This is a genomic window from Brachyspira sp. G79, assembly GCF_002379365.1.
Classification (GTDB): Bacteria; Spirochaetota; Brachyspiria; order Brachyspirales; family Brachyspiraceae; genus Brachyspira.
In genome coordinates this window covers 1,621,185-1,640,802 of record NZ_JQIU01000008.1, presented here as the reverse complement: position 1 = coordinate 1,640,802, position 19,618 = coordinate 1,621,185, and the positions used below count along the sequence as shown (strand labels likewise).

Annotated in this window: 17 protein-coding genes and 1 pseudogene; 7 read left to right on the top strand and 11 right to left on the bottom strand. The window is 27.2% G+C overall.

What is annotated here, in order from left to right:
- Positions 1–942: 942 nt before the first annotated feature.
- Complete coding sequence (locus tag KQ44_RS08675) at positions 943–1,815, top strand: glycine--tRNA ligase subunit alpha (protein ID WP_096737072.1); 873 nt, start codon at positions 943–945, stop codon at positions 1,813–1,815.
- Between the two features lie 871 nt (positions 1,816–2,686).
- Here KQ44_RS08675 and KQ44_RS08670 read toward each other — a convergent pair.
- Positions 2,687–2,926, bottom strand: coding sequence for a hypothetical protein (locus tag KQ44_RS08670; RefSeq protein WP_096737071.1), 240 nt, complete (start codon positions 2,924–2,926; stop codon positions 2,687–2,689).
- Positions 2,927–3,093: 167 nt separating this feature from the next.
- On the opposite strand from KQ44_RS08670, the gene KQ44_RS08665 reads away from it, so the two are divergent.
- Positions 3,094–4,098, top strand: coding sequence for an Ldh family oxidoreductase (locus KQ44_RS08665; RefSeq protein WP_096737070.1), 1,005 nt, complete (start codon positions 3,094–3,096; stop codon positions 4,096–4,098).
- 87 nt (positions 4,099–4,185) lie between these two features.
- Positions 4,186–4,785 (top strand): DNA alkylation repair protein, encoded by a 600-nt coding sequence (locus tag KQ44_RS08660; RefSeq protein ID WP_143277854.1) that lies wholly within the window; start codon positions 4,186–4,188, stop codon positions 4,783–4,785.
- Positions 4,786–5,426: 641 nt separating this feature from the next.
- On the opposite strand, the gene KQ44_RS08655 is transcribed toward KQ44_RS08660, so the two are convergent.
- The 5 genes from KQ44_RS08655 to KQ44_RS08635 all read right to left on the bottom strand — a co-directional run bounded on the left by KQ44_RS08655 (position 5,427) and on the right by KQ44_RS08635 (position 10,310).
- Positions 5,427–6,554 (bottom strand): sodium ion-translocating decarboxylase subunit beta, encoded by a 1,128-nt coding sequence (locus KQ44_RS08655; RefSeq protein WP_096737069.1) that lies wholly within the window; start codon positions 6,552–6,554, stop codon positions 5,427–5,429.
- 16 nt (positions 6,555–6,570) lie between these two features.
- Positions 6,571–6,969: a biotin/lipoyl-containing protein gene (locus KQ44_RS08650; protein ID WP_096737068.1), complete on the bottom strand. Its 399-nt coding sequence runs from the start codon at positions 6,967–6,969 to the stop codon at positions 6,571–6,573.
- A 104-nt stretch (positions 6,970–7,073) separates the two neighbouring features.
- Positions 7,074–7,391: an OadG family protein gene (locus KQ44_RS08645; protein WP_096737067.1), complete on the bottom strand. Its 318-nt coding sequence runs from the start codon at positions 7,389–7,391 to the stop codon at positions 7,074–7,076.
- A gap of 31 nt (positions 7,392–7,422) precedes the next feature.
- A complete protein-coding gene (locus tag KQ44_RS08640) occupies positions 7,423–8,967 on the bottom strand; it encodes an acyl-CoA carboxylase subunit beta (RefSeq protein ID WP_096737066.1) in 1,545 nt (514 codons plus the stop codon).
- Between the two features lie 695 nt (positions 8,968–9,662).
- The gene (locus KQ44_RS08635) at positions 9,663–10,310 is read right to left on the bottom strand and encodes a hypothetical protein (protein WP_096737065.1); all 648 of its coding nucleotides are present in this window, start codon (positions 10,308–10,310) and stop codon (positions 9,663–9,665) included.
- A 433-nt stretch (positions 10,311–10,743) separates the two neighbouring features.
- Between KQ44_RS08635 and KQ44_RS08630 the strand changes: the two genes are divergently transcribed.
- The 3 genes from KQ44_RS08630 to KQ44_RS15025 all read left to right on the top strand — a co-directional run bounded on the left by KQ44_RS08630 (position 10,744) and on the right by KQ44_RS15025 (position 13,270).
- Positions 10,744–11,277 carry a hypothetical protein gene (locus tag KQ44_RS08630; protein ID WP_096737064.1) on the top strand — a complete coding sequence of 178 codons (534 nt, stop codon included), beginning with the start codon at positions 10,744–10,746 and terminating at the stop codon, positions 11,275–11,277.
- A gap of 674 nt (positions 11,278–11,951) precedes the next feature.
- Entirely contained in the window at positions 11,952–12,596 is a 645-nt protein-coding gene (locus KQ44_RS08625; protein WP_096737063.1) for a hypothetical protein, read from the top strand.
- Between the two features lie 497 nt (positions 12,597–13,093).
- Positions 13,094–13,270 (top strand): hypothetical protein, encoded by a 177-nt coding sequence (locus KQ44_RS15025; RefSeq protein WP_240516670.1) that lies wholly within the window; start codon positions 13,094–13,096, stop codon positions 13,268–13,270.
- Between the two features lie 1,467 nt (positions 13,271–14,737).
- Here the strand turns inward: KQ44_RS15025 and KQ44_RS08615 are convergent.
- From KQ44_RS08615 to KQ44_RS08600, 4 genes and pseudogenes are all read right to left on the bottom strand, one after another.
- Entirely contained in the window at positions 14,738–15,268 is a 531-nt protein-coding gene (locus tag KQ44_RS08615; protein ID WP_096737062.1) for a shikimate kinase, read from the bottom strand.
- A pseudogene (locus KQ44_RS08610) lies at positions 15,261–16,384 on the bottom strand (chorismate mutase). Before KQ44_RS08610 ends, KQ44_RS08615 begins: the two are co-directional and overlap by 8 nt.
- 396 nt (positions 16,385–16,780) lie before the next feature.
- On the bottom strand, positions 16,781–17,308 hold the full coding sequence (locus KQ44_RS08605; protein ID WP_240516560.1) for a hypothetical protein: 528 nt from the start codon (positions 17,306–17,308) through the stop codon (positions 16,781–16,783).
- 235 nt (positions 17,309–17,543) lie between these two features.
- Entirely contained in the window at positions 17,544–17,990 is a 447-nt protein-coding gene (locus KQ44_RS08600; protein ID WP_168171262.1) for an ankyrin repeat domain-containing protein, read from the bottom strand.
- A gap of 310 nt (positions 17,991–18,300) precedes the next feature.
- On the opposite strand from KQ44_RS08600, the gene KQ44_RS08595 reads away from it, so the two are divergent.
- Complete coding sequence (locus KQ44_RS08595) at positions 18,301–18,603, top strand: Trp family transcriptional regulator (protein WP_013113458.1); 303 nt, start codon at positions 18,301–18,303, stop codon at positions 18,601–18,603.
- Here the strand turns inward: KQ44_RS08595 and KQ44_RS08590 are convergent.
- A complete protein-coding gene (locus KQ44_RS08590) occupies positions 18,592–19,605 on the bottom strand; it encodes a radical SAM protein (RefSeq protein WP_240516668.1) in 1,014 nt (337 codons plus the stop codon). The genes KQ44_RS08595 and KQ44_RS08590 overlap by 12 nt on opposite strands.
- Positions 19,606–19,618: the final 13 nt, after the last annotated feature.

Genomic DNA, 19,618 nt, shown 5'->3' with positions numbered 1-19,618 from the left:
GAAAACTTTCGGATGTAAAAAATCTAATATGAACATTTTTTTATTATATAATTCTTTTAATCTTTATATGGAGGTTTCTAATAATAATCTTACAATAAGTTTTTATATTACAATTTTTTATATGGCATTATTTATTATTTCTGTATCATTAAAAAATGCAGTTGCTATAAATATATCATCATTTCTTTTATACTATACTTCAATGCTGTTTTTAAAAAGTCATGTTTATCATTAGAATTTGTCAATAAATTCATTTTTTATTATCCGATATTAGAAATTAATTAAATTATACTTAAACAAATATGATTTGCTAAAATTAATTTTTAAGATTTGGATATTTGAGGTCTTTGACTTTACTGGTACACAGACCACAGTTCTTTTATGATGCTTGTCCGTGTGTCACACGAAGTACGCCTTACTCTGTGTGTCTTCGGCAGACAAGAAGCAGGTACAGTCTATAATCTCAAAATTCTATATTTTATACTAAATTCAATAATTTATTTCAAATGTAAAACATAATTAGTACAATTTAGTATTATTTTCCATTTGCACTTTTTTATTATTTTTCCAGCCTTAGCTCTGCTGGCTTCCCAAAAGAACCATACGCTGTATGCCTGCGGCTAAAGTGCAAGTATTGAAATTATTATTAAGTCGTACTAATTATATTTTATATGTGGTATAAATTGCTAAATTTATCATAAAATGTGGTCTTTCGCTGCCGACACCACAGGTGGACTTCGTCTGCACCCAGAGCGTGGTACGACTGTGTGTTTCGTAGGACTAGTCCACACAAATACTAAAATTTAAAAATTTATTTTCTGACAAATTATATTTGTTTAGGTATATATAAAATATTTTAATAAAGTTATAGCATTTTAATTAATACTGTTATATAATTACTTCTATTATTATTTAATAGATAAAAAATGGGAGAGATTTATTATGACTTTCACAGATTTAATTATGAATTTAAACAAATTCTGGAGCGAGAATAATTGTATAATACAGCAAGGTTATGACTTAGAAGTAGGTGCAGGTACTTTCAACCCAGCAACTGCATTAAGAGTGTTAGGACCTGAACCTTTTAATGTGGCATATGTAGAACCTTCAAGAAGACCAACAGATGGAAGATATGGTGAAAACCCAAACAGACTTCAGCATTATTATCAATATCAAGTTATAATGAAACCATCTCCTGAAAACATTCAGGATTTATATATACAGAGTTTGGAGGCATTAGGAATAAGTTTTAAAGATCATGATATACGTTTTGTTCATGATGACTGGGAGTCGCCTACCCTTGGAGCTTGGGGACTTGGATGGGAAGTTTGGCTTGACGGTATGGAAATTACTCAGTTTACATATTTCCAAGCTGTTGGAGGTGTAAATTTAAAGCCTATAGCTGGAGAAATAACTTACGGACTTGAAAGAATATGTATGTATCTTCAAAATGTTGATAATGTATATGATTTAGAATGGGGACATGGAATAAAATATGGTGATGTACACTTGCAGAGTGAAAGAGAGTTTTCTAAATATAACTTTGAAGTAGCTGATACAGATATGTATTTCAGGCATTTTAAAGAATATGAAGAAGAATGTGATAGATGTTTAGCTCAAGGCTGCGTACTTCCTGCTTATGATATGGTTATGAAAAGTTCACATGTATTTAATATGCTTGATGCTAGGAATGCTATAAGTGTTACTGAGCGTGCTGGATACATTGCAAGGGTAAGAGAGCTTATGAAAAAGGTTTCTGCTGCCTATATAGAATCAAGAGAAAAAATGGGATATCCTTTAATAAAAAATAAGTAACATTTTATTATATATTTTTGCTGATTTTTAACTTTAATAAAAGGTCTCTGATAAAACCATCATAGACCTTTTTATTTATCAATAAAAATTAACCATATCCAATTTTGTATATACCTAAACAACTATGATTTATCAATTTTCAAACAGATGAAAATTTTCTGACAATGCTATTGATAGTTCTAGTTTCCATTTACTACTTTTATTCCTAAAAAGTTTAAAATCCGAGTAGAGAAACTTTGATAGCCTTTACGGTATCGGTTGTATAAAATTTTCTTCTTCATTAATCTCTAAAGCCGTTCTATTAAATTTAAGTTTTGAGAATATGAAGGCAGATAAAGAATTTCTACTTTTCAGTATAGTAAATATTTTATAAGCAATTTACTTTTATAATAACGAGCATTATAACAAATTAAATAGATTTTTCTTTATATTTTATTTCTAGGAAGTTAATAAAATTAACTATACTAACAGCATCTAACTTCTGAGAACTGCTCACTGCTATTATTTACTAATCGGACTGTAATCCCATTTAATATCAATTCTTTCTATTTCTGTATTGGATTTGACAGCTTTATCTTTTACTTTTCAATCCAAGCATAGGCAGTCATTGTGTTATATGTAGCATGAACGTCATCCATAAAGAATATTTCTTCATTATTTTTCTTTATTTTCTTTGATATTTTCATGAAGTTTTTGATATTTTTCGAGAAATTCTTTTTGTAAAGCTATATAACAACGGGCATGTATTACTTTAGTCTTTTTATAAAGAAAACTGATACGGTGTAATAAGATAAATAAACCAGCTACTGCATATTTTATTTTAAAAATTTTTTAGATATATTTTTTAATTTTTTTAGCATAACTATAACAATTATTTCTTAACTCTTATTTTAACAATTCTATATTTTTCTATACCTTCTTTTCTGTATATATCAAGATATCTTCTAGCAGTTCTCTCATTAATTAATAGAATATTTGTTATATCATCAAAACCAAAATCCTGAACCAAAGCAATAACACACTTTACTCTGTCAGCTATTCTTCTATCTTTAACTTTTTTATGAAAATATTTCAATAATTTTATTTCTTCGTCCGTTAAATGAAAACACATATTTTAATTATACTATAAACTAAAATTTTGATAAACTTAAAAATTTTCAGTATATACAAAAAATTAATAATCTATTATAAAAAACGAAATAATAGTTATTGACATTATATTATAATTATGTAAACTTTATTATATTTGTTAAAAAATATAATAAAGGTTTTGCAATTATGATAAAAGTCAAAGCAGAAAAATTGATGGATGCTGTATTTAATAAGTTTAAATCAGCAGGAGTATCAAACGAGCAGGCAGGCATTGTAACAGATGTACTTATTTATGCTGATATTAGAGGCATACATTCTCATGGGGTATTAAGAGTAGAACATTATATAAATAGAATAAAACAAGGCGGAATAAATTTACAATCTGAATTTAATATAGAGACAAAAAGACCATCCTTTGCATTGATGGATGCTGACGGAGGATTCGGGCATGTGGCAAGTCAGTATGCTATGGAATGGGCTTTAGAAACTGTTGAAAAACAAGGAATAGCTTTAATAGGAATAAAAAATAATAGCCATGCAGGAGCTTTAGGATACTATAATAAAATGGCAATAGATCAAAACAAGGTCTCTCTTATAATGGTTAATACTGATCCTTGTGTTATACCTTTCGGAGGAAAAAGGTCATTCTTTGGAACTAATCCAATAAGCTACGGATTTCCTGCCAAAAAAGATTTTATATTAGGTGATATGGCTACAAGCGAGGTATCACTAGGACGCATATTTACAGCAAGAGAGAATAATGAAACAGTACCTATGCATTGGGGAGTTGATAAAAATGGTAATCCTAGTTCCGACCCTAATGAAATAAAGTATGTTGTGCCTTTCGGAGGAGTTAAGGGATATTTGATAATGACTATGGTTGAAGCTTTTACAGGGTTATTAATAGGTCAGGCTTACTGCAATAATTTAGTAAAGATGTATGGAGATATGGATAAAAAAAGAAACCTTTCTACTTTTATACTTGTTATTGACCCTGCTATTTATAATGATTTAGATACTTATTTAAATACTGTTCAGTCATTCATTGATGATATAAAAAAAGAGCCAGCCTTAAAAGAAGGTGAAACTATATCAATACCTGGGGAGAGAAAAGAGGCTTGTTCAAGGAATTATTTAAAAGAAGGAATACCTTTATCAGAGCATGTTTATAAATATATTTTTAATAAGTAATTTTAAGGTTTTATTAAATGAATAATTTATATGATAATCTCTCAAAAGAATTTGATATTCTAAAAAAATGATAAAGAAGCTGCTTCAATGTCTAAATATATGAAAAATAATTTTGAGTTTTTGGGTATTCATTCAAAAGAGAGAAAATTGGCAGAAAAGCAAATATTTAAAACAATTCCAAAAGATGAAAAAGAATATATCGATTTTAACTTTACAGACAAATGTTATAAAAATAAATATAGAGAATTTCAGTATGCCGCAATAGATTATATTATATTAAAAAAGAAATATTTAAATAAAAAACATATAGAAAAATTGAAAGAATATGCACTCACAAAATCATGGTGGGATACTATAGATTTTTTGGACAGAATTATAGGTGATATTGTTTTAAGAGATGAAACAGTTAATAGTATACTTTTAGAATGGTCTTTATCTGATAATATTTGGCTTAGAAGAATATCTATAGATCATCAGCTTTCAAGAAAAGAAAAAACAAATACAGAATTATTAGAGAAAATTATAATAAACAATTTAAACAATAAAGAGTTTTTTATAAACAAAGCAATAGGATGGGCATTAAGAGATTACAGCAAAACCAATCCCAACTGGGTAAGAGACTTTATAGAAAGGCATAAAGAAAACATGGCTAATCTAAGTATAAAAGAAGCAAGCAAATACATTTAATTTATTATTGTTGCTAGTGATAAACTAGCTAAGAAATAGCTGAGAACTTCCTTCGTCAGTTATCAGCTGCTCGTTTATCACTTTAAAACTCATAATTATAAATTTCAGTATATTCCCAAGTGTTGATTAGATTGAAAAATTATTTAACGCACGGTAAACAAAATTAACAATATGATAAAATTTTAATTACAAATAAATCTATATTGTTAATTTTATTCTGCGTGTGTTAAAACTAATAAATCTAATTAGACTTATTTAAAAACTATTTTGGGACTAGCCCTGCGAAGCACACAGTCGTGCCGTAGGCAGGTGAGAAGCAGGCACAGCCCGCAGTTGTGAAAGGCTATATATATTATACTAAATTTAACAATTTATTCTTATATAAAACATAATTAGTGCGATTTAATAATAATTTCAATACTTCACTTTTGCGAAGCGTATCCGAGCTTGTCGAGGATATAAGGTTCTTTTGACAAAGTCCTCCTGCGACCGAAGTAAGTACTGTTTAAGTATGGTGTGCGGCTGGAAAAAGTTGAATAAAAATAGTTTTGAAACAAGTCTAATAAATAAAAAACTCTGCTATTTTTGTAAAAAACAGCAGAGCAAAAAACAATTAATTTATTCAAAAATATTATTATATATCAATGAAAAAATGTAAGAAGTATACCCATAACAACAGCACCTGATATAATACCAGATATATTAACAGCCATAGCATGAAGAAGCAGACAGTTGGAAGAGCTATTCTCCTGACCGTAAACATGTGCTCCCCAAGCAGGAACTGGAAAAGCACTCAAACCTGCAGAACCTATTATAGGATTAACTTTTCCGCCTGATAATACATTAATAAGTTTTGCTGCAAGTATACCGATCGCTGTACTTAATACTAATGACACTATTCCAAATACAAATATTAAAACAGTATCTAATGTCATAAAATAATCAGCTGTTGCAGAAGATCCTATTGCCATTCCTATAAGCATAGTAAGTATACCAGTTAAAGATTTCTGTAAAGTAACAGAAAAATTTTTAATAATGTCAGATTCTCTTAAAATGCTTCCAAATAAAAGAGCAGCTATAAGAGGAAAAGAATTAGCTAAAAATATACCGCAAAGCCCCATAGCAATAACAGCAAATATAATTTTCTCACCTCTTGAAACCTGTCTTAAATAATTCATAGGAATTTTTCTTTCTTTTGAAGTAGTTAAAACTTTTGTAAGCCCAGACTGAAGTACTGGAAGAAGCTCCATATAAAGATAAGCAGCCATAACAATAGCAGCAAAATATTTAGGCTCTGTAATAAGCGAAGACATATACATAGCTAAAGCTCCGTCAGCAGCACCAATAATAGCAGTCGCAGCCGATAAACCTTCTGATATATTCAAAGAACTCATAATATAAAATACTACAAGTATACCTATCTGAGAACTAGCTCCAATAAAAAAATTTTTAGGGTCAGCAAGTACAAGACCTAAATCTATCATAGTACCTACCGCAAAAAATACCAATACTGGATAAATACCGCTGTCAGCTCCCTGATGAAGAAGCCCTAAAAATCCGCTTACAACATCTTCTGTAAGTTTAGGAAGAGGCATGTTAGAAGCGAGTATTGCAACCCCCATAGGAAGAAGAAGCAAAGGTTTTCTCTTATAATATATTGACATATATATAAGATAAGCTCCTAAAAGTATCATTATAATTTGGGCTACAGTCGGCGGATAAAAACCAGTAAGTAAATTGTTAAAATCCAAACCTAAAGCATTATTCATATCTACCCCTTCAATATTACTTAATCTGCAATATAACTTGACCTTCAACTACAGATGAACCTTTTTCAACATGTATAGATTTTACCTCTCCAGAAGCAGGAGCAGTAAGTTCATTTTCCATTTTCATAGCCTCTAATATAGCCACAACCTGACCTTCAGTAACTTTATCTCCAACAGCAACACTGAATGATACTATAGTACCCGGCATAGTTGCTTTTACTGATACAGCATTTTCATCTATAGTAGCAGAAGGAGAAGCAGCCTGAACAGCAGGTTTTGGAGCTGCTGGTTTAGGTGCTTGGGTTTGTGCTTGCTGAACAAGAGGGGCAGAAACTCTTACTTTCTCTTGTTTTACTTCTTCTACTGATACATCATAAGTTTTTCCATTAACAGTGATTTTATATTGTTTAGTCATAATGATATCTTCTCCAAAATATTTATTAATATTTATTTTATGATAAAAGTTAATTTACTTATTTAAAACTTTATTAAAAATTGTAGTTTACAGATAAAAAATAATTATTTTATATTTACTCTGTCAGCCATACCCCATATAGGAGTTTTAGATTCCTCTATAGAAGTAATTATAAATTTATTATTAGACATACCTGTATAAGATGAAATTGCTGCAGTAATAACAGCGACAAGCTCGGTATCATCAAGTAAGTCTTCTTCTTTAGTTTTACTCTCTTCTACAACCTTGCTTATTTCCTCTTCTTTTTTAATATTTCTGCTTTTGAATATAATACCCAAAACTAGGGATAATATATAAAAAACTAAAGCGACTATAAAAACAGATAGTATACCAAATATTGTAATAGCGGCATTATGTTCCATTTAATTCTCCTTTTTAATTTAAAATTAAATTTTATAGAGGTATATTACCATGTTTTCTAGGAAGTCTTGTTTCTCTTTTGCTTTTTAAAAGATGCAAAGCATTAATAAGATAGCTTCTAGTGTATTCAGGCTCAATTACATCATCAACATAACCTCTTACCGCAGCTCTATAAGGATTAGCAAACTCTTTTTTATACTCTTCTATTTTTTCAGCTCTTACTTTTTTAGGGTCATCAGCTTTATCTATTTCTTTTTTAAATATTATATTAGCAGCTCCGTCTGGCCCCATAACAGCAATCTCAGCAGAAGGCCAAGCATAAACCATATCAGCACCCAAATGTTTAGAACACATAGCAATATAAGCTCCGCCGTATGATTTTCTTATGATAAGAGTAATTTTAGGAGCAGTAGCCTCTGAATAAGCATATAAAAGTTTAGCACCATGTCTTATAACTCCATTATGCTCCTGACCTACGCCCGGTAAATATCCCGCAGTATCAACTAATGTAATCAAAGGAATATTAAAACTATCGCAGAAACGTATAAATCTCGCTGCTTTATCTGCTGCATTAATATCGAGTACGCCTGCCATAGAATTAGGCTGATTAGCTATTATACCAACTGACTTTCCATCAAGACGTGCAAAACATATCACTATATTAGTAGCAAATAAAGGCTGAAGCTCAAAGAACTCTCCATTATCAACCACTCTTTTTATAACTTCTTTTATATCATATGGTTTATTAGGACTGTCTGGAAGTATATTAGACAATTCTTCATCGTTTCTATTAGGGTCATCACCTGTATTTTCTAAAGGCACATCTTCCAAGTTATTTTGAGGTATATAAGAAAGTAGTGTTTTTACTCCCTCCAAAGTAGAAACCTCATCTGGAAACATCAAAGAAGCAACACCAGAGGTTTTACTGTGAACATAAGCTCCACCAAGCTCTTCAGAAGTAACCTGTTCTCCAGTTACAGCTTTTACTACCTGAGGACCAGTAATAAACATGTTTGAACTTTTATCAGTCATAAATATAAAGTCCATCAAAGCAGGCGAATAAACAGCTCCTCCCGCACAAGGTCCCATTATAACACATATCTGCGGTATAACCCCAGAAGCCTGAACGTTTCTGTAGAAAATATCGCCGTATCCTCTTAATGAGTCAATACCTTCCTGTATTCTAGCTCCGCCAGAATCATTAATACCTATGCAAGGACATCCCAGCTTTATTGCCATATCCTGTACTTTACAAATTTTGGCAGCATGCATTTGTCCTAATGAACCGCCTATTACAGTAAAGTCCTGAGCATATATACATACTTGTCTTCCATTAATTTTACCGTATCCTGTAACTACTCCTTCCCCAGCTACTTTGTTTTTTTCCATACCAAAATCACTGCATCTATGCTCTATAAAAGCATCAATCTCACAGAAAGTATTTTCATCTAATAACTGTAAAATACGTTCTCTTGCAGTTAATTTTCCTTTTTTATGGCGTTCCTCTATTTTGTCTTCTCCGCCAGCCTTTTCTATTTTCTCTTTTCTTTTTCTAAGTTCATTGATTTTTTCTTGCATATTTTTTTAGTCCTTATTAGATTTTTTGTCTAATTATTAGATTTTAATGCCTTTATAAAACATATACTATTTATTATTTATTGCAATCTTATTTTACAACTTTTGTATGTTTTAACAATTTAGTCGAAAGTTTAAATCCTGCTTTATTATTGAATATTAGAATTAATAAATTTAATAAATATAATAATTATTTTTTTGATTGACTAAAACTAAACATTTATATTAATAAAATAGGGGATTTTATTAGAAATCCCCTATTTTTATTTTTTACTATATAGACTTGTTTCAAAACTCAATTTCTTAATATTTATACTTTTTTAATTTAATATTTTTTTAATTATAGTTGGGGCTTTGCCCCAAACCCCCAGTTCTTTTATTGGTATAAAAGAGCCAAAAGAACTGCATCATGTAAAACATTTAATTAAACCATGATTAATATTATTTAATTTAGCATAAAATAACAAACTCGTAAAAATTGTTTGTCAAGTACTTTTGAAACAAGTCTATTATTTTTTCACAAACTTATTGACCAGATTTTGTATAAGTATATTGATTTAATGTATTTACATCAATATATGAAGAAGTCTCGCCTACAACTTTTCCATTTTCTACCATAGGATAATAGTAGTATTGAATAGGAGTATAATTAAATGTTAATTTTCCTTCACTGTCAATTACAAGTCCATCTGAATAAACTACAAAATCTGTATATATAGCTGATGCTCCTGTCCATCAACTTTAAACCAAGAAACAGGTATACTTAGTCTTGCATTTACATTTTCACCTTGCGTATCATAAATAAGAGAGTATGATATTAATGTTTTATCAATTACTAGCTTATGTGTTCTAGATGCATCAGATATTACTGCTTTTTCTACATATTCCCAAGTACCCTCACATTGACTAGAAACTCCTCTTTCCTGAATAGTTCTATTATCAATAAAGCCGTTTATCACTTTAGTTCCATCTGTTATATATAAGTATGCAGCATCTGATGCATCATATATCTCTATATATCCCTTATAAGAATCAGCATAAACTAATAATATATTTTTATAGGTAGCAGATTTGTATATCTGAGATTTGTCAAATGAAACAGCAGCAGAATTATTATCATATTTCAAACCTGATATTCCGCCATCTTTAATTGTAACATCATAAGTATTACCATCTGCACTATAAAGTTTCCAAGCAGTTCCATCGTAGCTAGATGGTATACCTGAAGCAACATATTTATCTCCTGTTGTAGGATTATTAGTATTATTGTTATTTGGATCTGTAGATGGGTTACTGCAGCTTATAACAAATAATAATAATAATAATATATAAATTTTACCTTTCATAATAAATCCTTTAAATAAATTAATTCATTTAAACAGTATAATACAAAAAATCTAAAAAACAATATGACAAATAGTAAATATAAATTTATTTACTATTTTTAGTTTTCTGCTTATATTTTAAAAATTAATATTGATTATATATAATATATAACTTTGTATGTTTTAAAAATTTAGTCGAAAGTTTAAATTTTTTATAAAAAACAAATAATGTAATAAGATATTTTTATAACTTTAAACAATAAAAGCAAAGCTATTTTAACAATAATTATTTTTTAATAATTTTAAATAGATTTATCATTTTTGTAACTGGGTATTTAGTATACAAATAAAAATTCATTAAAAAATATGTAGTTGTTATCTATGCAAATATAAACTTGACAATATTATTAGTATGACATAGAATATTGTAAAATAATAACCCAAAGGAGAAATTATGAATAAAAAAATTCTTTTATCCATTTTATTAGTTTTAGTATTAGCTGTAAGCTGTAAAAATAATACAACAGACAGCACAGCAACAACTAAAGTAACTTTTGATGATTTTAGAGATGAAATATCAAATTCATTAGAAGGTTTGGATATAGCTACAACAGGTCAAATGCCAATACCTGCTATTACTTATGCAGCTACTGGTAGCGAAAATACCATAAACATTCAAGTAACAGGTGCAAATAATGCTACTGCTTCATCTGAAGATGCTGCAACAAAAATGCAGACTGCTTTAAATGGCATAGCTAATTCAAAAATAAAATATACAGTAACTCAAGATTCATTCCCTACATCAACAACTGATGTTGTTTCATATGAAATTGTAATGACCCCAACAAGTGGTGAATTTGATGTAAATAGCTTTATAAATGGCGGTCTTAATGATACTGCTCAGACAACAGCTCAAAAGATAACATTTTGGCTTGATATAACTCCTAACAATGCTACTTGGACAGATGTTATTGCTACTTCTAAATAATTAAACAAAAAATTAATTTATAATAATTATTAGGATATTTTCTTTAATAGAGAATGTCCTTTTTTATTTAACTAATAATTTAAAAAAATCATCTCATAAATAAAAATATATTAAACTTATTTCAAAGCTATTTATAACAATATCTATACACTTATAAAAATGCAGTAATTCAATTATATATTTTTTGTATATACCTAAACAATTATAGTTTGCCAAAAAATTAATTTTTTAAAATATTACAGGGCTTTATCCCACCATTTCTTTTGTGACGCTGTCTGTGCCGTAGGCAGGTGTGGCACAAAGAAGCAAAAAGACTATATTTAAGGATAAATTTAATAATTTATTCTACATATAAAACATAATTAGTACTATTTAGTATTGTTTTTTGGACTTGCACTTTCGCAAAGCGTGCCTTTGGCAGCAACTTTTGCGGCGTGAAAAAGAACAATAAAAAAATTGAGAAACTTAAGAATTTTTAGTATATTATAACAATTTGGTCGAAAGTTTAAAAATATAAAAAAGAACTTGCAAAAAAGTTAGATTTCTCTTACAATTTGCAATACAAGCTACATTACAGCACATAGAATCAATAAACAAAAGCAAACTATATATAGTTTATTTTTTTCTATAGCTGTAGTTTATTATATAGATAATAATCAAAAAAGGATAATAAAATGAAAAAATTAATAATAATAACAAGTATATTAATTATGAGTATAAGCAGTGGATTAATGGCAAAAACAGGATTTAGTTTAGGGTTGCTTGTTCCTCTTGGAGCAAGTTTTAGTAGTTTTAGCGGTAATGATTCATCAAGTTTAAAATCTGATGTTGGTTTTGAATTTGGGGTTCATGTTCAGCCTGCTTATTATTTTGGTTTTGAATATTTGTCATTTGGTTTAGGATTAGATTTAGGATATAACAGAGATGTATTTGCATTTAAATCAGCAATAGATGAAAAATCAAGAGGAGGTCTTGTTTTTGACAGCTTAATGATAGGTATATTGCCAAGAATAGATGTTTGGTTTGTATCTATAGGAGTAGGTGCTGGAGTAAAAATACCTTTAGGAGGAAACAGCTATTTTAGAGAAAGCGACGGAGGATATACTTCTCAAGGATATGATTTAAAAAAGATAAAAGAAAATTTTAAAAATCCATACATACCTTATGTTAAGGCTTCTGTCGATTTTATATTGCCTCTCAATATAGTTCTTGGTGTATATGCCTCTTATGATATACCTTTGGCAGAAACTACAAACCCTTCATTCAATACTAAATTCTCTTCTTTTGATTTAGGTGCTGAAGTGGGATTAAGATTTTAATTAATACATAATATAAAAAGGGGGCATAATTATTCTGCCTCCTTTATTTTTTATACAAACTTATAAAACTCAATATAATTCTTGTTATTAAATATCAAATACTTTTTCTCGACATTTACTTTTGTATTATATAGAATAATAATACAGAAGATTCTCTAGAAGTTTTATTATTTATATTACATTCAGTTCAAATATAACCTATCAAAATAAAAAATAATTATTTTTAATAATTATATAAATGTTTTTTAATATAATATTAAGCATTAATTTTCTATTAAAAAATTATTAATAAAATATAAAAATACAAAAATAGGATGAAATATGAAATTAATTAATAAAAAATTAGGTATTTTTATAGTATTTATAATAACTGGAATCAGTATATTAACTTATAATATAAAACTTTTGATAAGAAAAATTTTAATTCAAATCTAAGACCAAAATACAATTTCACACCAGAATAAAAATGGGTTAACAGGCTATGCTATTATAATGGTATATTTAATCTATATTATCAGTATAATCCTTTTGCTCCTTGCTTTGGTACTATTCATTGGGGTCATGCTAGTAAAGATATGCTAAATTGGAAGTATGAAGATATAGCCCTAAAGTATGATAATGAATATGATAAAAACGGATGTTTTTTCTGGAAGTGCAATAGAAAAATACGGTAAATTACATATATTTTATACAGGAGTTAAATATCATAAAATACAATTAATATACCTATTCTATGCGTTTAATAAGATTAACTATATTTAACAGAATATAACTTCTAAGGACTACTCACCACTATATCTTGGCAAATCTGACTGTAAACTCCATTAATATTAATTCTTTCTTTTTACGTATTGTGTTTGACAGTTTTATCTTTTCCTTTTCAATCCAAGCATAGGCAGTCATTATGTTACATGTGGCATGAACGTCATCCATAAAGAATATTTCTTCATTATTTTTCTTTATTTTCTTTGAGATTTTTACGAAGTTTTTTATATTTTTCGAGAAATTCTTTTTGTAAAGCTATATCACAACGGGCATATACACTTTAGTCTTCTTATAGAGAAAACTGATACGGTGTAATAAGATAAATAAACCAGCTACTGTATATTTTATTTTAAAAGTTTTTTCGATATATTTTTTAATATTTTTGGCATAACTATAACAATTATTTCTTAACTCTTCTTTTAACAATTCTATATTTTTCTATACCTTCTTTTCTGTATATATAAAATATCTTTTAGCAGTTCTTTCATCAATTAATAGAAATTTGCTATATCATCAAAACTAAAACCCTGAGTCAAAGCAACAACACACTTTACCCTGTCAGATATTCTTCTATATTTAAACTCTTTTATGAAAAGATTTCAATAATTTTATTTCTTTGTATGTTAAATGAAAATCCATATTTTAATTATACCATAAACTAAAATTTTTAAGTTTGTAATTTTTTTTATTTAACTTTTGGTTAAGCCCACCTCACACAATAGGCGAACTTAGTTAAATAACATTATATCCTAGACAAGCTCAGATACACTTCTAGAAAGTGCAAGTGTAAAAATAATACTAAATAGTACTAATTTTATATGTAGGATAATTTATAAATTAGTGTGAAATATAGCATTTCTAGACAGAGGTCTGTGCCTGCTTATTTGTCACAACAAAATAAACAGTGTACATGGAAAAGTTCAAATATTTAAAAGTTAAAAAATTAATTTTGATAAACTATATTTGTTTAATCATATACTGAAACAATTTTATTTTGTTAATTTCTATATTTTTATAAATGTATTATCAACTTTTTTGCAGCGACTTAGTTAAAGTTTTTATCTTTAGGATACTCTTTTCGAAAATACAATTACTACAGCTTTATATGTTAGTTATTCTATTAAATGTATCGTAATATCTAAAATACAGTTTTTGCAATAAATGGACAGATCCTTGGTTATTTCATACCATACCAACGGTATTTTTTTGGTAACAGTCATACAGTGTCATAAGATAAATATAAGTTGGTACGACTCTATGTATACAAATATTAAAAACAAAAAATAATATTAAAAAAATTACTATAAATAAAAATTATGGTATATATTTTAAACATCAAATTTATAAAAATACAAAATTATAACACCCATACTATATTAATTAATAAAACTTTTTAAATCATATTCTAATTGTTCAAAGGTTCTATTAATATCATCTTCCCAAGTGTTATGTGTAAATATTACATCAGCACTCTCTCTGTATAAACTATCCCTCTGTTTTGAAAGCTCTAATAATTTATTTTTATCTTTCGCAAGCAAAGGACGCTCTCTTGGATCTATATTTTGAAGTATAATTTCTGGATTTCTGTCTATAAAAATAGTAAGTCCTTTTTCTTTCATAATATTTCTATTTTTTTCTGCAAGTACTATCCCTCCACCAGTGGATATTACAACATTATTCATGCCTGCAAGCTCCTCTAAAATTTTACTCTCTACTTTTCTAAAATATTCTTCTCCATTTTCAGAAAAAATATTAGTTATTGTTTTATTTTCTTTTTTCTCTATAAGTGAGTCCATATCATAAAGAGTATAATTTAATTTTTCTGCTAGAAGTTTTGATAAAGCACTTTTTCCAGAGCCCGGAAGACCTATTATAAATATTATTTTATTATCTATATTATTATTCATCATACTGCCCCAATATTATCAAATTCTCCACACTTCTTTTAAAATCTTCAAACTCTTCTCTATATTTATCAAAGTCTCCAGTCATATCAATATAAAAATAATACTGCCATTTTCTGTCACTATGCGGACGGCTTACTATAGAAGTTAAATTAAAACTTTTTAATTTATCAAGAGAATTAGCCAAACTTCCGTTTTCATGAGGAAGCAAAAACCTCATAGTCATTTTGTTTCCGCTATTTAAAGCATTATCATAATTAGCTACTATTATAAAGCGTGTAGTATTTCCTTTTATATTTTCAATATTTTCTTCAATCATTTCTAAATCATAAATCTTACAAGCATTTTTATTTGAAATAGATGCAATAGTTTTATCATCTCCTTTAGAGACTATAAAAGCAGCCTCAGCAGTATTTGATGCTGTTATCTCTTCAAAACCATTTTCTTTTATAAAATTAGAACACTGCTTCAAAGCCTGATGATGAGATATAACTTTTTTAATATCTTTTATGCTGCTTCCCTTTTTAGCCATAAGTCCGTATTCTATAGGTAAATATATTTCCCCTACAATTTTGCAGTTATAATCAGCAAGTATATCCAAAACCTCATTAACCATACCAGTAGAAGAATTTTCCAAAGGTAAAACTCCATAATAACTATCTCCATTTCTTATACTTTCAAGCACATCATTAAAATATGCTTTTTTTATGAGACATGCATTTTCACCAAAAAATTTTAAAGCAGCCTCATGTCCGTTTCCACCTTCTCTTCCTTGATAAACTACCACCTTATCATATTTTATTTTTTCTTTATTATTGCCATTTTCTTTTTTATTATTACTACTCTCATCAATTAAATGTTTCTGAAGCTGTTTTGATGTGTACATTATATCATTATATATGGTTATTATTAATGATGATAAATCTTTATTTTCAAGAAGTTCTATTTTTTTTGATATAACTTCCTTTTCTCTTTTTGGATCAAATATAGGGGCATTATATTTTTTTTTGTTTCCCCTACTTTCAAACTTACTTTCATTCTCTCATCTATCAAATTTACTATTTGTTTATCAATTCTATCAATTTCTTTTCTTAATTCCTGTAATTCTTCAGCTAACATAACAATATCCTTAAATATAAAATATTTCTTATTGTAGTAATAAGATTATACTAAATAGATGTAAATTGTAAAGTGATTTAAAAATATTATATCATTTTATATTAATAACTACAAATAGTAATTTTTATACTCTATAAATAAGTTTTAAGTATATAAATAAAAATATAAAAAGTCTTAAAAACGAAAATTAAACAATTTTATTCTGTCTATATGTACAACATATATATCAAAAAAAGTATATATACCTAAACAATTATAATTTGTCAAAAAATAAATTTTAAGTTTGTCAACCGATGCTCTTTATATAGAATTATTAACTTTTTTGTTGCACAAAAAAGTTTATTATTCTCTATAATGTGTATCAATTGACAAAATAAAATTGTTCCAGTATATATTTTATTTTGATAAAAGTTCTTTCATTTCATTATATAATTTTATAATATTATTTGCTGCACTTTCTTTTACTTTGAAATTTTTAAATCCGTCAGCAGTTTCTACGCGTATATCTGTTATTGTTTTCATATCTGTTATTTTATTTTCTGCCTGTATGCTGTATGTTCTATCCACATAGGCCGTATCCATAAAATATATAGAAGTACCATATATTACTTCAGTATCCGTTTTTGGAATTAAAGATGTATAGTATAGATCTAAAAATGTACCGTCAGAAAATTTTATAACTATCTTGCTTTTTTCTGTAATATTAAAAGAACCGTCTGTAATATACTGAGCTTCCAATATTATATTACTCGTACCACTTATATTTTTTAATCTGAATTTTATAGTTGCTGACCAAAAAGTTATAGATACATAATCTGTTTGATAGAATTTCTTACCGTAAAAAGAGTCTTCTACCAAATGAACTTTAGCCGCACATGATGATAATGATAAAATTAATATAAAAACTAATATTATTTTTTTCAATATTTTCTCCAAAAAATTTTATATTTTAATAGGCATATTATATAACTATGTAGTATTTTGTAAATAAAAAATAATTTTTATTTCTTATAACTCCATAAATATTAAACTTTTACCTGTATTAATTTTTTGTTTTTTTTAATTGTTACTTACACAATATATACATAATATTATAATTAGAGAAATGAAATATTTTATAGCTAATTTTATCAAGTACTTTTGCAGAAAGTATTATTTACTATAATGAAGATAAGTATTTGTATATATCTCCATATCCTTCATATTGTGCTATGTCTATCGGCGTGAGAGAATAATTATCTTTTATGTAATCTTTAGCACCAAGTTCTATTAATGTAACAACAGCATCATACTTATTATAATAAACAGCCCAATGCAAAGCGGTTCTTCCATTGTTATCAGTTTCGTCTAATAGGTTTCCATAGTTTGATATGTCTTTTATTATTTCTGTATTTCCGTTAAATACAGCATACATTAAAAGTGTTTTGCTTTCACTATCCCTTATTTTATAGTCTATATTTTTTCTATTTTCTCTTACAAGTCTTTTTATATCATTAATATTTATATTATTATTTTCATTAAGGAGTGCTTTCATTACTATTGTAAGACCTGAAGAATCTATTTCGTTTATATTTTTTATTATATTTTTATTGTTTTTTTTATTCATGGTATATATATATAGTAGTTATTACTGTAATAAATATTATAAATATAATGATAAAAATATTATTAATACCATTTTCTTTTGTGGATTATTTTTTTAGTTATTTTTTTTGCTATTATTATTTTTTTTATTAGTCTTTTTCATAAATATGCCTTTATTTATAAACAGTAATTTATACATACTTGTAATATACATTATAAAATAATAAAATATATTTTATTATCTGTAATAATACAAAATTCACTTGAAAAAATTAATATTTATTCTATACTTAGTAGTATTCTAAATAGTAATAATTAAAGGAGAATAAATTATGGAACTTTTAGCACATATTCTAGCAACAGAAACAGATGAAGAGTTTATTAAGAAGCTTTTAGGGGAACTTTTTACTAAGGACGAGCAGGATATGATACAGCAAAGGCTCAGGATAGTCACTTTATTAAGGAAAAAAATGCCTCAGTATGAAATAGCAAAACATCTTAATGCAAGCCTTTGTTCGATAACAAGGGGAGCAAAAGAATTGAAAAAAGAAGACAGTGCTTTAGCAGTAATAGTTGATAAATATCTTATAAACGACAAAAACTTTCAGGAATCTTTAATAAAATCACAGCAGTAATATACTAATCTCATCAGCATAATTAAAATAAGAATTTTTTATAGATAAGTATTTGGGGGATATATTAAAATATTCTCTATAGCTGTTTATCGTTTTTTTATGTTTCAAATAAAAATCTTCATTGAAAATGCAATTATATTTGTTTATGTCTATTCCTTTTACTGTTCTCAGTGAAAGGAATATAAACTCTTTTTTTCTAGTATCTTTATCTAAATATTCTCTTTCTTTTTCTGCAAGCTGATTTTTAGATATAGAGTTAAAATAATCATTAATCATTTTCACATTCGTATATCTTATATTATTATAACAGCCTGAAGCAGATACTCCTATTCCTATATAATCTTTCATAAGCCAGTAATTGCTGTTATGAATAGAACTATAACTAGAAAAAGCAAAATTTGACACTTCGTATCGTTTTAATCCCAAACTATATAATGTATCAGAAGCTAGCTTATAATAAATGATTGATTCTTCTTCACTTGGAAGTAATTTTTCCCATTTATTTTTAAGTGATTCTGTGAGTTCCAAATAGTAAAGAGAGGCATGCTTTATTTTTGGAAGAAGGTCAAATGAAAATAATATATCATCTCTTATCTGTGTTTTTGAGTTTAAAGGAAGACCGCATATAAAATCGAGAGAAATATTCTCTAAAGAAGATTTATTTATTAATTTAAGTGATTTTATAATATCTTTTTTATTTGTATGTCTATTTATAATAGATAAACTTTTTTCATTAAATGTCTGTATACCTAGTGAAAGCCTTATATTTTCTATACTTTCAAGCAAATTAATGTATTTATTATTTATGTTATTTATATTAGATTCTATTGTTATTTCTTTTATTAAATATTTATTTTCATTATGTTTATAAACAATATCTAATATATTATCTAATAAATACTTTAATAAATCAGCACCCAATACAGAAGGAGTGCCTCCTCCCAAATATATAGTTTCTATTTTTTGTTTATAATCTTTTATTCTAATTTTAAGTTCTTCTATTAAGAAGTTAGAA

Coding starts and splice junctions, on each gene's coding strand:
- KQ44_RS08675 (WP_096737072.1), top strand. CDS start 943: ATGACTTTCACAGATTTAATTATGAATTTAAACAAATTCTGGAGCGAG.
- KQ44_RS08670 (WP_096737071.1), bottom strand. CDS start 2,926: ATGTGTTTTCATTTAACGGACGAAGAAATAAAATTATTGAAATATTTT.
- KQ44_RS08665 (WP_096737070.1), top strand. CDS start 3,094: ATGATAAAAGTCAAAGCAGAAAAATTGATGGATGCTGTATTTAATAAG.
- KQ44_RS08660 (WP_143277854.1), top strand. CDS start 4,186: ATGTCTAAATATATGAAAAATAATTTTGAGTTTTTGGGTATTCATTCA.
- KQ44_RS08655 (WP_096737069.1), bottom strand. CDS start 6,554: ATGAATAATGCTTTAGGTTTGGATTTTAACAATTTACTTACTGGTTTT.
- KQ44_RS08650 (WP_096737068.1), bottom strand. CDS start 6,969: ATGACTAAACAATATAAAATCACTGTTAATGGAAAAACTTATGATGTA.
- KQ44_RS08645 (WP_096737067.1), bottom strand. CDS start 7,391: ATGGAACATAATGCCGCTATTACAATATTTGGTATACTATCTGTTTTT.
- KQ44_RS08640 (WP_096737066.1), bottom strand. CDS start 8,967: ATGCAAGAAAAAATCAATGAACTTAGAAAAAGAAAAGAGAAAATAGAA.
- KQ44_RS08635 (WP_096737065.1), bottom strand. CDS start 10,310: ATGAAAGGTAAAATTTATATATTATTATTATTATTATTTGTTATAAGC.
- KQ44_RS08630 (WP_096737064.1), top strand. CDS start 10,744: ATGAATAAAAAAATTCTTTTATCCATTTTATTAGTTTTAGTATTAGCT.
- KQ44_RS08625 (WP_096737063.1), top strand. CDS start 11,952: ATGAAAAAATTAATAATAATAACAAGTATATTAATTATGAGTATAAGC.
- KQ44_RS08615 (WP_096737062.1), bottom strand. CDS start 15,268: ATGAATAATAATATAGATAATAAAATAATATTTATAATAGGTCTTCCG.
- KQ44_RS08600 (WP_168171262.1), bottom strand. CDS start 17,990: ATGAATAAAAAAAACAATAAAAATATAATAAAAAATATAAACGAAATA.
- KQ44_RS08595 (WP_013113458.1), top strand. CDS start 18,301: ATGGAACTTTTAGCACATATTCTAGCAACAGAAACAGATGAAGAGTTT.